This is a genomic window from Nocardia sp. NPDC046473 (genome assembly GCF_040645995.1).
Lineage (GTDB): Bacteria > Actinomycetota > Actinomycetes > Mycobacteriales > Mycobacteriaceae > Nocardia.
The window spans coordinates 163,622-177,445 of record NZ_JBEYZJ010000014.1 but is presented as its reverse complement, the minus strand read 5'-3'; the positions used below and the strand labels follow the sequence as shown (position 1 = coordinate 177,445).

General features: G+C 66.1%; 10 protein-coding genes. 2 read left to right on the top strand and 8 right to left on the bottom strand.

The annotated features are described in order from the left end of the window. Positions 1-51: 51 nt before the first annotated feature. From ABZ942_RS40930 to ABZ942_RS40920, 3 genes are all read right to left on the bottom strand, one after another. The gene (locus ABZ942_RS40930; RefSeq protein WP_357391651.1) at positions 52-1,392 is read right to left on the bottom strand and encodes a DoxX family protein; all 1,341 of its coding nucleotides are present in this window, start codon (positions 1,390-1,392) and stop codon (positions 52-54) included. A 9-nt stretch (positions 1,393-1,401) separates the two neighbouring features. Continuing rightward, entirely contained in the window at positions 1,402-2,625 is a 1,224-nt protein-coding gene (locus tag ABZ942_RS40925; RefSeq protein WP_357391650.1) for an LLM class flavin-dependent oxidoreductase, read from the bottom strand. Positions 2,626-2,769: 144 nt separating this feature from the next. Beyond that, positions 2,770-3,615, bottom strand: a complete 846-nt coding sequence (locus tag ABZ942_RS40920) for an AfsR/SARP family transcriptional regulator (protein WP_357391649.1) — start codon at positions 3,613-3,615, stop codon at positions 2,770-2,772. 350 nt (positions 3,616-3,965) lie between these two features. On the opposite strand from ABZ942_RS40920, the gene ABZ942_RS40915 reads away from it, so the two are divergent. Together ABZ942_RS40915 and ABZ942_RS40910 are read left to right on the top strand one after the other, a co-directional pair. Then, on the top strand, positions 3,966-5,309 hold the full coding sequence (locus ABZ942_RS40915; RefSeq protein WP_357391648.1) for an MFS transporter: 1,344 nt from the start codon (positions 3,966-3,968) through the stop codon (positions 5,307-5,309). A gap of 41 nt (positions 5,310-5,350) precedes the next feature. Then, entirely contained in the window at positions 5,351-8,308 is a 2,958-nt protein-coding gene (locus ABZ942_RS40910) for a transcriptional regulator (RefSeq protein ID WP_357391647.1), read from the top strand. Positions 8,309-8,316: 8 nt separating this feature from the next. On the opposite strand, the gene ABZ942_RS40905 is transcribed toward ABZ942_RS40910, so the two are convergent. The 5 genes from ABZ942_RS40905 to ABZ942_RS40885 all read right to left on the bottom strand — a co-directional run bounded on the left by ABZ942_RS40905 (position 8,317) and on the right by ABZ942_RS40885 (position 13,818). Beyond that, positions 8,317-9,372 (bottom strand): helix-turn-helix transcriptional regulator, encoded by a 1,056-nt coding sequence (locus ABZ942_RS40905; RefSeq protein ID WP_357391646.1) that lies wholly within the window; start codon positions 9,370-9,372, stop codon positions 8,317-8,319. Between the two features lie 230 nt (positions 9,373-9,602). Then, positions 9,603-10,448 carry an alpha/beta hydrolase gene (locus ABZ942_RS40900; RefSeq protein WP_357391645.1) on the bottom strand — a complete coding sequence of 282 codons (846 nt, stop codon included), beginning with the start codon at positions 10,446-10,448 and terminating at the stop codon, positions 9,603-9,605. Between the two features lie 22 nt (positions 10,449-10,470). Further along, positions 10,471-11,349: an LLM class flavin-dependent oxidoreductase gene (locus ABZ942_RS40895; RefSeq protein ID WP_357391644.1), complete on the bottom strand. Its 879-nt coding sequence runs from the start codon at positions 11,347-11,349 to the stop codon at positions 10,471-10,473. Between the two features lie 16 nt (positions 11,350-11,365). Then, complete coding sequence (locus ABZ942_RS40890; protein WP_357391643.1) at positions 11,366-12,586, bottom strand: acyltransferase; 1,221 nt, start codon at positions 12,584-12,586, stop codon at positions 11,366-11,368. Next, the gene (locus ABZ942_RS40885; protein ID WP_357391642.1) at positions 12,583-13,818 is read right to left on the bottom strand and encodes an MFS transporter; all 1,236 of its coding nucleotides are present in this window, start codon (positions 13,816-13,818) and stop codon (positions 12,583-12,585) included. The genes ABZ942_RS40890 and ABZ942_RS40885 overlap by 4 nt, the downstream gene beginning before the upstream one ends. Positions 13,819-13,824: the final 6 nt, after the last annotated feature.

The following is a 13,824-nucleotide window of genomic DNA, read 5'->3' as shown; positions in this document are numbered from 1 at the left end:
TCAGCGTGCGCCACACGTCGATACGGAACCTATATACAAGTGCGCACGCGGCTAATGCTTGTACGCATCCTCTTGCACCCAGTGAAAACCACGGGCGAGTTGCGGAATCTTCTGTAGGTCGACCTGTGCCAGACGCATATGCACGGGTTGTCCGTCGAGCTGCCCGTCCAGGGTGAGCCGGTCGGGCTGGGGCCTGGTGTACGTCAGCACGAATACCCGGGCACGATTATTCGGGTCCTTCAGGGTGAGCGTATTGCGGTCCTGATCGACGTCGGCGCGGTACTTGGTCAACGAGTCGTCCATCGATTGCACGGACGTCTGCGCAGGCACATCGTCGAACACAATGCGACGCCAGCGTTGCGTGTCCGTGGTCAGCGGCGGCAATTCATGGCCGGCGACGGAGTATTCCTCGATGTTCCAGATGCCGTACAACGGCGACTTCGGCGCTTCCATCTTGGTGATGGTCCAGCTCTGGTCCACGAGCGCGGCCAGAATCCACATCCCAAGCAGCACTTGGGCGCCCGCCGCGATCCGATTGGCGCGCACCGTACGAAACAACGTCTGCGCACGCGATCGTTCGACCGGGCCGTCACTCAGGAATGCGTCCCGCAGCCGACGCGCGTGCGGTGCGGCCAGTACCAGACTGAGCAGCAACAGCTGGAACGCGAAGAGCTTCACCGGCACATCGAAAGCCAGGTTCAGCACGAACACCTGCAGCATCGACACCGCACTGAGCAGCGCACCCAACAGCGCCGTGCGCGGCAAGATCAGCAGCAGGCCGGCGACGATTTCGGCTGCCCCCAAGGACATCTCGTACGGTCGCGACGAGGCGACCTGCTGCCACAACACGCTCATCGGACTGAAATCGCCCCACGGCTCGATCATCCTGGCAAGCTCGAACCGCATTTGGACCGGGAATACCTTGAGCGTGCCGTAGAAGAACATCTGCGATGCCAGGCATATCCGCAGAAATACCTGAAACCATGTGTACAGCATCGTGTACTGCGTACGCCGTCGGTCCAGCACCGACCAGATCACGGCGACGACCACCGCCAGGACGAGCAAGCAGAACGCCCATACCCAGTAGTACATGATGTCGCCGCCGCGCGAGGGATGGTACCGCGCCTGCACCCCGAACACCTGCGAGCCGACCCAGTCGACGACCGGGCTCAATTGCCGGGCCTCCCAGCCGAGCACGCTCTCGCCGGCGTCGTTGGTGAGAAATCCGCCCCACCGCACCATGATCTGTCCGGTGCTGAGGCAGAACAACAGCAAATATGCGAAGTAGAACCGGAACGCCACCAGCGTGGCCGAGTGCCAACGCCGCTGCGGCGTCTCCTCATTTACTTCCCGATCGTCTTGCAACGCAATCGAATCCACGTAAGTACTCATGCTATCGCCCTATTTCTGGGTCCGCGGCCCCGGCGGTGGCTCGATGCGGTAACCGTCGGGGATCTTCGGAACATGCACTCGCCGACGGCCGAGCGCCTTTTCGATCGCGGGTGCCAGCCGGTCCAGCTTGGCCTTCTCGTTGGCCTCGTCTCGCTCGTGGAATTCGGGCATGACTTCCCGCGCGAACAGCTCCATCGATGCGCAGATCTGCTCGTGCGGTATCCGGCCGGTCTGACAGATCAGCAGGATCTGGTCGACCCCGGCCGCTTCGTACTTGCGGAGGTTGGCTCTGATCTGCTCAGGCGTGCCGACCCCGTCGAACGCCGAGCTTGCGGTGGTCGAATTCTCGTCGGTACCCGACACCACATCCGGAATACCCAGGTCTTCCCACAGTTTGGTGTGACCGGGCACCGGGCGGCCGTACCGGTAGTAGTAAACGACGGCCCTGGCGAAGAATTCATGATTGGCCAGCCCCTGCTTCTTGGCCACCTCTTCATCCTCGTGCGCCATCAGGTACATGGTCATGGCCACGTTCGGATTCACCGTCCGACCTACCGGGACGCAGCTTTCGGACTCGATCGTCGCGTAATAGTCGTCAACCCACTTCCCGGCTTCCTCCGGACCGAGGAAGGAGAGGGTGAGCGCGCCTGTCCCGCGTTTGGCGGCCTCGACGATCCCGTCGCGGCGCGAGGCCGAGCGCCACAGTGGCGGATGTGGTCGCTGCAGCGGCTTGGGCAGCACGTTCCTCGGTGGCATCCGGACATATTCGCCCTGGAAGCCGGCGAATGGCTCCTCGCTGAACATGCGGATGATCGCCTCGAGCGACTCCTCGCACGCCGCCTGTTTCGAGCTCCATTCGACATCGAATCCGCCGAGTTCGACCGGCGTGGAAGACTCGCCGGAGCCGAACTCCACTCGGCCATCGGAGATGAGGTCGAGCATGCTGATACGTTCGGCCACCCGCGCGGGATGGTTGATTTTCGGCGTGATGACCATGACCCCGTGGCCGAGCCGGATATTCTTGGTTCGCTGGCTGGCCGCCGCGAGGATTACCTCCGGCGCCGAGGAGTGGCTGTACTCCTCGAGGAAGTGGTGCTCCACCATCCATGCGTAGTCGAAGCCCAATTTATCGGCCAATTCGATCTGGTCGATGGTCTGCTTGGCGATGCGATGGGCACCGCCTTCGACCCAGGGCTTGGGTTCTTGGAGTTCGAAGAACAGACCAAACTTCATGTGCGGCTCCGGTCTTGTCGTCTAACTGGTCAGATCCAGCCTGGAGCGAAGGGCAATACTGGACCTATACACCGGATACAAAGGCCGGCAACCTGCACTTTCCGTCCATAGCAACACCGCGATCACGAAGTCCGGCAACATCACTCACGCGTTCCGATAGCGCATTGCCGGCCGCTCGCCGCGCAGCCCGGGCAGCGGAAAAAGCCCCGGATCGCCGTCGAGTACGGCACGAAATGCTTGCACGAGATCGAGGCCGGGATCCACCCCCAGTTCCTCGACCAGCAGGACTCGTCCCTTCTCGTAGACGGCCAGCGCCTCGGCCTGACGGCCGGACAGGTACAGCGCCGCCATCAGCTGCACCCGAAGCCGTTCCCGGAACGGGAAGCGGTTGACGAGACCGACGAGTTCCAGGATCAATGTCCGATGCAACCCGAGCGCCAACTCGGCATCGATGCGATATTCCGTGGTCGTGGTCCAGGCTTCGTCCAAGGCCGGCAATTCGGTTTCGGTCAGATACTCGGTGACGTTGGTGAGTGCTGAACCACGCCAGATGCCCAGTGCCGCGCGAAGCAGTTGCGACGCCTCCTCGAACAACCCGGCGGCCAGCCGATCACGCCCCTGCTCGGCCAACTCCTCGAATACCTCGATATCCACCCAGGCGTTCTTCGTATCGACTCGATAGCCGGGCGCGCGGCGGATCAGCTCGACCTCCGGACTCAGCCGTTTCCGCAGCCGGGAAATGTAGGTGTAGATCTGCGCATCCACCGTCGTCGGCGGATTCCAGCCCCACAGCAGGAAACTGAGCCGGTCGACCGAAACCACCTGTCCGCGCGAGAGCAGCAAAATCGCAAGCATCGTTTGCAATTTCTTTCCCGGCAACGCAAGTTCACAGCCGTCCCTTGTCGCCTCCACCGGCCCGAGGATCTTCAAGGTCACCTGATCCCCCACCTGTCTTGCCAATGTAATTGTGCTTGCATCTGCGATTGCCATTATCCCTCCTGAAAACAAGGCTCGGCTTTCGACGCCTCCGGCCAGCGCACCGATCCCTCTCCTCCCACTGGTCAGATCGGCGCGCTGGCACCGCTCGAACATCCGAGCAGCGCGGAAGGGCCCTGGCCCGCTCGGGTAGGCACAGGCCGGACACGGTACGGGCGACGTGCCTGCTACGGGCATCTCGAATGCCGACATGCGCGTCACGATCGCCGATGCCGCTTTCAGATCGCTTTCGTCGAAGCAGCAGCACCGAATCCCATCGGCGAAAGACCAAACTTATAGGGGCACATAGTAATTCGTAGAAGATTGAAGGAGACACGGGAAGCGGCTTGTGGAATATTCGAAGCATGCGACGCAGACAGCCGCAACCTGCGGAGACGCGCTGGTCCACTCGGTCGCTGGTTGCTGTCGGCGCCGGCGCCATGCTGGAGAACTACGATTGGGTGCTCTACGGTCTGCTGATCAATCAGTTCGCACCAGCCTTTTTCGGTAGCGGCAACCACGATCCACTGCTGCGCGGCTGGGGGGTCTTCGCCCTCGGATTCCTGGCCCGGCCGATCGGCGGCATCGTCTTCGGGCGGCTCGCCGATACCAGAGGGCGGCGGTCATCGATGCTGTGGGCGATCACCGCGGCCGCGGCGGCCAGCCTCGGCATCGCGCTCACCCCCACCGCGGATACGATCGGAGTCTTCGCTCCGGTCGCACTGGTGTGCTGGCGCCTGCTCGCCGGATTTGCCATGGGCGGCGAACTTCCGGTGGCGCAGACCTATCTGGCCGAACTAGCACCGGACAAGCGGCGCAACCTGTGGTCGAGCAGCCTGTACTTCTCCGGCTCGATCGGAATGCTCGGTGCGACCGGACTCGCGATGATCTCGTTGCATATGTTTCCGCACCCGGTCATGTCCGGGCTGAGCTGGCGCATCCCGTTTTTCATCGGCGGCGTGGGCGGGCTGGCGGCCCTGCTGTTGCGCAGGCAACTGTGCGAGAGCCCGTTGTTCACCACCCCGAACCCTCGCGCCGGGCCGGGATGGGGCAGGGCCCCGACAACCATCATCCGGCCGATGCTTGCCGTCGCGGGACTGACCGCCGGCGTCACCAGCGCCCTTTACATCTGGTCCACCGCTACGACCAGCTATGCCACCGCCACGCTCGGCCTGTCGAAAATGACGGCCCTGTCCGCCAACGGCGCGGCGAACATCCTGTTCGCCATCACATTGCCGATCTTCGGCCTGCTCGCCGACCGTATCGGAGCCCGCGCGGTGATGGCCGGCAGCGCCGGACTGTTCGCCGTCGCCGGATTTCCGCTAGCGATACTCCTCACCAACGCCACCACGATGCGATTCCTTGGCTCGCTACTGATCGCCACGGTGTGCCTGTCCGCGATGTGCGCGGTCCTACCCGGGATGCTGTCCGGACTGTTTCGGACATCCATCCGCGCGACCGGACAGGCTATCCCGTACACGCTCACCGTCAGCGTCTTCGGCGGTACCGCCCCCTGGCTGCAGCACCTCACGGCGCGCCACTCGGTGCTGTTCGCCGCTTACCTCGCGCTCCTCCTGGTGGTCACCGCGATCACCGCGATCAGAACCACCCGGCTCGATACGACGGCGAAAAATACAACTCACCGATTCGAACCCGTCCGAACCGGCACACCAGGACATACCGAAGCACAGCACCCCTGCCCGGATTGAGATGCACTGTATCGTAGGATGTTTGGCGTATGATCGCTGAGGTGCGACCTGCCACATGGTTCGGCATTCTCGGACCAGTAGCGGCCGTCGTCGAGGGGGTCCCCGTCACCGTAGGTGCTCCCCGGCAGCGCGCCCTACTGGCATCGTTGGTGCTGCAAGCCAATCAACTGGTGACAGTGGACGAATTGGCCGAGCATCTCTGGGGAGAACATCCACCCGCCGACGCCCGCGCTTCCATTCAGATCCACATGTCCCGCCTGCGAAAGCTGCTCGGGCGAGCCACACCCAACGATCGACCGCAACTGATCGAAACCAGAGCCCGCGGCTATGTCCTCGCTCTCGAACCCGAGCAGAGCGACATCTCCGAGTTTCGCCAGGCCCGGGCCCGGGGCGCCCGCGCTCGTACCGACGGCGACCTCGCGGCGGAATCCGAGGCGCTGTCCTCGGCGCTGAATGTCTGGCGCGGTGAGGTTTTCGCGGATGTCGAGTCGGAATCGCTGCACCGGGATGTGGTTCCCTATCTGCTCGAATTGAAACTGGAAGTCATCGAACGCCGATACGAGGTACAGCTCGAGCTCGGCAACCACCGGCGATCGATACCCGAGCTACGAGCCGACGTCGCGCGCTATCCCCTGCGCGAACGGCTGTGGTACTTCCTGATGATCGCCCACAGCCGATGCGGCCAGCAGGCTGAGGCGCTCGAGGTCTACCGCACGGTGTCTCGCGTTCTCGATCAGGAGCTCGGCACCGCACCGTCGGCAGAACTGTCGGCCCTGCATCAATCCCTCCTCGCCACCGGTCCCGTCGAACAACCGCCGTCGATCGGCTGGACCGCCACCTGCGGACTGCCCGCCGATATCCCGGACTTCGTCGGCCGAGCCGAAACGGTGGCCACGATCGCCGACCAGCTCACCGCGGCCGTCGGCGCATCCGGGATTCCGCTCGTCTCGATCGACGGGCCGCCGGGTGTGGGTAAGACGTCCCTGGCGGTCCGGGTCGCGCACCGCCTTCGCAAACAGTTCCCGGACGGGCAGTGGTACATCCGGTTGTCCGGACCGGCCCGGCAGGGCAAGCGGCCGGCCGATGTACTCGCCGAACTGCTGCAGGCCTCCGGCGTCAGCAGAAACCTGCTGCCACCCGGCGTCGACGCCCGCAGCGCCATGCTGCGCGCGCGGACCGCCGACCGGCGGGTACTGCTCGTCTTCGACGACGTGCTGTCCGCAGAGGCCGTCCGGGCCGCGATTCCGGGCACCGCCGGGTCCGCGGTGGTGATCGTAGGTCCGACCTACCTACCGGATCTCGTGGTCCATCACAGCGCCCACCCGGTGCACCTCAGCGAATTGTCGTTGCCGGAGGCACGCGAGCTGCTGACATCGATCCTCGGCGAACGACGCGTTTCCGCCGAGGGCGCGGCAGTCGATCGTCTTGTCGAGATCTGTGCGCGGCTACCGCTGGCGCTGCGCGTGGGAGCCGCGTACCTGATGGGCCGGCCGCTGCTCGGTATCGACGAATTCGTCGGTCAGTTGGGCCGGGGCAGCGCGCGGTCCACGTTACGCATGGGTGCCCGGGACAAGTCGGCGCTGATCGCCGCGCTCGATTTCGCATACTTCGCCATGTCCAAGGACGCACAGCGCGCGCTGCGGCTGATCGGCCTGCTGCCCGGCATGGATTTCACGCTGGGCGCGCTGGAGGCGTTGACCGGCAACGACATTCCGACGGCCGCCGTGCTCGATGAGCTGACCGTGTTCGGGCTGCTGCGCGAAACCGTCGCGGGGCGCTTCCAGGCCGGTCGGCTGATTCAGCTGTACGCGGCCGATCGCGTCGCCGATGCCGAGGGGCGCGACGAGCGGCGCCGGGCCATCGAACGTCTGCTCGAGTGGTTTCTGTCCGCGGGCCACGCCACGATCGAACAGGACAACCTGGCCATCGCGGTGAGCGTCGCCGCGCAGAACGGGTTGCACAGCCTGGGCCGACGGATCGTCATGGCCATCGGCCCCACGCTCGGCTCGGGCGACGCCGGGCACCGGCACAGGGTTCCGCGCGGCGAGCCCGCGGCCGCGCTCGATGTCTACGCGCTCAACGCGCGCGCACTGTACTTGCAACGTATCGGCAAAGCCGCCGAGGGCACGGCACTGCTGCGCGAGGCGCTCGACACCGTCCGCGTGCGCCAGGATTTCAAGGCGAAAGCCTTCACCGCAAGCAATCTCGCCGCCGGGCGTGAGCACATCGGGCGGCTGCCGGAATCCCTCGGTCACGCGATGTCGGCGATCACGCTCAAACGGACGCTGGGGTCCGAGCTCGACGACCCCGAGGATCTGTACGCGCTCGCGATGATCCTGCTGTATTCCGGAAAGTCCGACCAGGCTTTCGCGCAGCTCCGCCGCGGGGTACAGATCAGCCAGCTGATCGGCTCGACGGACGCGGAGGCCCGCGCGCGGTGCGGGTTGTCGGCCATCTATCGAGGACAACGACAAAGCGGGCAAGCGGTTGCCCAGGCGCGCAAAGCCGAGGCCCTGGCGGCGCGCGGCGACGACTCCGGCACGATGGCCATGGCATCGAGCGCGCTCGGCGAGGCGCTCCAGGTCGAGGCGGTGCTCGGCGGCATCACCGCACAGATCCCCGAGGCCATGGCGTATCACACTCGCGCGCTGGATATTTCGGAGTCGATCAGTGATCAGCTGACGTCCACGCAGGCGCACATCTGTCTTTCCGCGGCGCACCGACATCTCGACGATCGGGAAGGAGCGCTGGAGCACGCCGTGCTGGCGACGAATCTGACTGCCGCGCACGATTTCCGGTTACTGCGGGGAAAGGCCCTTGGTATCCTCGCCGTCGCGAATCTCGCGGTACAGCGGCTCTCGGTCTCGTCGGACCGGATCGATGAGGCGCTGCAGATTCACCTGGCCACCGGGAACGCGCTCGAGGAGGACTGCCACCGAAACTGGCAGCGCATCATCAGGGAATCCGAGATGAAAGCGCACCGAACAGTACTGTCGTGACATCGTTCCTACGAACGAGCCGCCCCCAGATCGGTTTCCGAACCCAGGACTCGGATTCCTCCGGCCGAGGGCACCGCCCCTGTTCCCACCGGGCGACGTCGCCGGGCCTCGGATGACGGAAGACGAAGCAGTCCCGCCGAATTGCCCGCGCCGAAGGTGGCCAGGTTGATGATGCTGGATTCGATTTCCTCGCCCTGTCGCTGAGTGAAGTCGAGGACCAAGCGAGCCACCGTCGATCGATCGGCCAGGGCGGCCGGTGCCTGGACGAGTACCAGCGCTTCGGGGTCGTCGATTGGCCGGAAGGCGGAGAACATCAGCCGGAGCTTGTCGTGCGGGCCGACGGCGACGACCACCTCGCGGGCGGTCAGATCGTCGATGGCCTGGCACTCCCACCAGGTGGCGAGCTCCGGAAAGTCGGCGCGGAGTACCGCGTATATCTCTTGGGTGCGAGCGTCGTCATGCCGTGCGGTTTGGGTGCGGAATTGCGCGAGGACGGCGCGGGCGAGGTCATTCCAATCAATGACATTGGCGCGGATCGCCGGATCCCCCGCGACACACCACATGAAATTGCGGCGGGCCGGGGCGATCTGCCCGGGGTCGGACCATACTGCGGCATAGGCTCGATTCCACGCCGTGATGTCGAACCGGGAGTCCAGCAGCACCGCGGGACTGGTCTCCCAGGAATCCAGCAGACACTGCGTGCGCCGCGCGACCGCTTGGTGATCGGTCTGCTCCAGCGCGGGCGGTAGGTACCCGGCCAATGCGAGCAAATGACGGCGAGCCGGAACGTCCAGCCCCAGAATCTGTGCGACCGATTCCAGCACCTTCTTGGATGCCACGACTCGGCCCTGTTCCAGCCAGGTGTACCACGCCACGCCGACTCCGGCCAGGGCGGCGACTTCCTCGCGGCGCAGGCCAGGAGTACGGCGTCGACCGGTGTTGGGCAGACCCACATCTTCGGGCTGTCGCTGTTCGCGGTGCGCACGCAGAAACGCGCTCAGCTCTTTGGGATTGGCAGAATCCTTGGGCGCAACAGACTTCGCGGCTCCGTGATCGCTACGCAACAGTCGCCCCTTCGATCGATCGGCGAGGAGCCCTGACACTCAGCCATCGACCTCACCGGTGCGCATCGAGAATCCCCATGTCAGCCCGGCGGCCGCTCCCACGACGCGCTACCGGGAACGCGGCAAGTGTATCAAAAGATCACCGTACCCGCACCGATCGCTGACCACAGCATCTGCGAAATTAGCTGTACGACACAATAATTCGGCATATAGTCGACAACCTCGACAAGTCAGCCGAGCTGGGCGCGGAGGAACTCGGTGACGTCGCGCACGGCGTCCACGGCGGCCGGTAACCCGGGAACGGCGATATGCCAGAGATGATCGGTGTCGTCCCAGATGCGGTGTCGTACCTGACCGCCGACGGCGATCATTCGCTCGGCGAAGCGGGTGGCGTCGTCGGCGAGCACTTCACGGGCGCTGGAGTGGATCAACATCGGCGGCAGCCAGGCGAGCGCTTCGTCGGAGGCGAACAGCGGTGAGGCGAGCGGGTGCCGCGGATCCGCTCCGGCAAGATAGCGATCAACGGAATCGCGCATCGACGCGGCGTTGAGGATCGTGTCCGTGTCGTGGCAGCGCTCGTATGCGGCGGCGACGACGGTGAGGTCGTACCACGGAGACAGCCCGACGACCGCAGCGGGCGCGGGCAACTCGAGATCGCGGGCGGCGAGTACCGCCGCCAAAGCGAGTCCCCCGCCGGAGGATTCACCGAGTACCGCGATCCGCTCCGGTGCATCGCCGCGATCGAGCAGTGCGGCGTATGCCGCGAGCGCGTCGGCGACCGCGGCCGGGAACGGCTGCTCGCCGGAGAGCCGGTAGGTGGGCAGCAGGACTTCCATATCGGCACCGGCCGCGAGGTAGGACGCCAATCCCTGCGAGGTCATGGGTGATCCGGTTCGGTATCCGCCGCCGTGCAGGTGCAGGATGGTTCCGGCGTGTCCACCGGTGGCGGGACGGACACACTGGGTGGGCCGGCCACCGAGGCCGGTCGCGCTGAGCACCGTGCCGACGGCCAATGGTGCGCACCCGCTGGCCGCCAGTGACCACGCCTGCGCGGGATCGATCATTCTGCGCCGCATGACGTCTCGGTGTCCTTGTCGATCAATCAGCCGAACGCAGCTCGGCCAGCAGTGGACGCAGCTTGCTCGGCTCGGCGGCCAGTTCGGGAGTGGCGCCGATGCACAGCACCACCGTGGTAACACCTGGATGGAGATAGCAGGCAATGCGTTCGCGCAGTTCGGCGGGACTGCCGTGCAGCCACAGCTGATCGATCAGCTCGTCCGGCAATGCGAGTGCGGCGCCGTGCCGATCGCCCGCGGTGAAAAGCTGGTAGGAGTCGTGCAGCGCCTGCTCTCGTCCGCGCCAGACATGGAACGCATGGTAGGGCTTCTGGTTGAGGATCCAGCCGAGGAAGCCGCGGCCGGCCTGCCGCGCCGCAGTCGCATCGGTGGTGGGGCAGACGAACAACTTCACCACCGTCTCTCGATCTGGATGCGGTCCGCCCGCCGCCGAGATCACCTCCGGCACATCATCGTCGGTGAGCAGATTGAGGATCGCACCATCGGCCTTCTCGTAGGCCAGTCGCAGCATCCGCGGCCGCAAGGCCCCCACGATCATCTTCGCGCCGCACTCGGCGAGTAGCGGCCGGACCGCGTCGACCGTGCGCCCGACCGTCTCCAGGGGTGCGCCGAGCGGAATGCCGTTGAGCGTGGTCACATGCTCGGGGACCGAGGAGCCGACGCCGAGCACCACACCGCCGGCCGCGAATTCGGCCAATCCGGCGGCGGTTTGCGCGAGCACGCCGGGACCGCGGGTCTGCGCGGGAACGACGCCGACGCCGACGCGGAGCCGAGGCTGCCACGCCGCAGCCGCGGCCAAGGGGGTGAACGCATCGATCACACCGCCCTCGCCCGTCCACACGTCGGTGTATCCCAGATCGGGCAGTGCCTGCACCGTTTCCCGTTGTTCACACAACTTCATCGCGGGCAGCGGGAGGTTAACGCCCCAGCGAAGCGGTTGTTTCGGCAATGCCATCGGCGGTCTTCCTCCGGGTGCTCGGGAACGCGCGGCGCAATCGACGCGCGGGGCTTTCGATCAAAATGTAGGACAGCCAAGCGAGTACCGTCGTGACAGCAACGGTGATCGGGAACAATAAGGCGAAAGACACCGTGCCCGGCCCGGTTTCGGTGAGCCGGAACCAGCTTTCGACCACCACCATGTGCCAGAGGAACAGGCCGTAGGAGATCCGGCCGAGCCAGGCGGGGATGCCCTGGGCCAGCGGCCGAGCCGGTCCCCGCGCCGGCGCCGCCAGCAACGGCGCCACCAGCGCGACCGCGACCACCATATTGAGCACGTGCTCCAGCAGCGCTTGACCGACGGTGGGATAGAAACTGGTGCTGCCGGTGATCGGGCTCGACAGCAGCATGTATCCGACCAGCGCCACCCCCCATCCGGCCCATGGATATCGGGCCAGCGCACCGAACCGGGCGCCGGACGCGGACACCACCGCCAGCGCCATACCGGCAGCGAAGTAGCCGAGATATTCCGGCAGCCAGAAATTGGCCTGCGGATAGGCGCCCGCCGACGGCACGTGCGTGGCCAGCACCGACACGATCGTGACGACCTCCAGCACCCCCAGCGCGGCGAAGGCCATGGCGGGTCGGCGCAGGAGTGGGTGCAGCACAACAGCAATGAGCGGCAGTACCAGGTAGAACGCGACCTCGGTCGCCAGGCTCCAGGTCTGTGTGATCCCGGCCGGGATGCCACCCTGCCCGTAGATGTGCAGCAACAACAGCGCGCGCAGGGCCGCCCACGGGTGAACCGGCGCGAACAGCAGCAGCGCCGCCAGTGCGGCCATCCAATACGGGGGCAGGATGCGCAGCGCTCGATGCCCGAGATAGCGCAGGGTGGCCGGGCGTCCGCGCCCCGCCAGTCCGGCCGCAGCGTAGGGCCGATACAGCAGAAACCCGGACAGCACAAAGAACACCGGCACCGCCACCGTGCAGCGCGCCAGCACGATCCCGAGCGGGCCGCCCTGCCCGATCCCCAGCCAGCTGGAGGCTACCTGCCCGGTGTAGATCCCCACGTGCAGCGCCATCACCATGAAGGCGGCGATCGCGCGCATCCCGGTCAACGCGGGCGCGTCGAAGGCCGGTCCGCCGGCGCTCGATGCCAGCGGCTCGTCCGCCGGAATCGTCAGTGGTGAAACGGCATTCACGAATCCTCACCAGCCTCGGTCCGGGTTTCGGCCGACCGAGGTCGGCTCGCCAACGGCAGCGCAGTCAGTGCGGACAGCAGGGCCAGTCCGCCGCCGACCAGTGCGATGCCGACGGCCGCGTTCGCGAACGCCCCCACTGCGGCAACCCCGATCGCGGCACCCGCGTACAGGGTCGCGCTGTTCCACGAACTGACGGTGGCGGCGAGATCGGGGCGCGTGGTCAGCAGCAAGGTCTGCACGTTCGTGACGAAGGCGCCGCTGGCGACGAACCACACCAGTACCACCGCGGCCACCAGGACCAAGGGCGCCCCCCAGGCCGCGAGCACCGCCGAAACGCCGAGCACAACGGCCCAGACCGGAATCCACCATGCGTCGTCGCGACCGTGCCGCCGGGCCCGGTCGCCGATCCGCCCGGCGAACAGCGATCCGAGCGCACTCCCGATCCCGACCAGCACGCCGAGCCCGCCGAGCGCGCCGACCGACAGGTCGAAACGGTCGTGCAGCACCGCGCCGAGGAAGGTGTAGGCCCCGAGACTGGCGGCTTGCAGCAGCAGCACCACGATCAGCGCGCGTCTCGCCGTCTGGTCGCGCCAGATCACGAACACCGCCCCGAGCCGCAGCGGTCGCCGCTCGAATTGCCGGTCCGGCGTACGAGTCTGGCTGTGCAGCAACGGAAGTGCCAGCACGGTCAGCGCGGCCAGTACCCAGAACGGCGCGTGCCAGCCGCCCCAGCCGGCCAGGAAGCCACCCGCGGGGACGCCGAGCACCTGTCCTGCGGAAAACAGGGCCATGCCGAGGCCGATCGCTCGACCGCGGACCGCCTCGCCCGAAGTCTCGGACAGGTGCGCCCAAATCGACGGTCCAGCGAATCCGGCGCCGAGCGCACCGACCACCCGGCCGAGCACGAGAACACCGAGATTCCCGGCGAGAGCGGCCATTACGTTGCCGAGCAGGAACAGGACGGCGCCGATGACAATGGTGGGCCTGCGTCCGAACCGATCGGAAACCGCACCCAGGAACGGCGCGGTGAGCGCGTAGACGATGGTGTAGGCGGTCACGGCGCTCGCCGCCGCGGCCGTGCCGACCCGCACGGACGAGGCAATCGTCGGCAGCAGCGGGGAAATGAGGAATGTTTCGGTGCCGATCAGGAAGAGCAGTAGGTAGACGCCGCAATATCGAACCCACGCCACCTGAGATGGTGGCGCGATTGCGCGTTCGGCGGTGCGAGACATGCGATT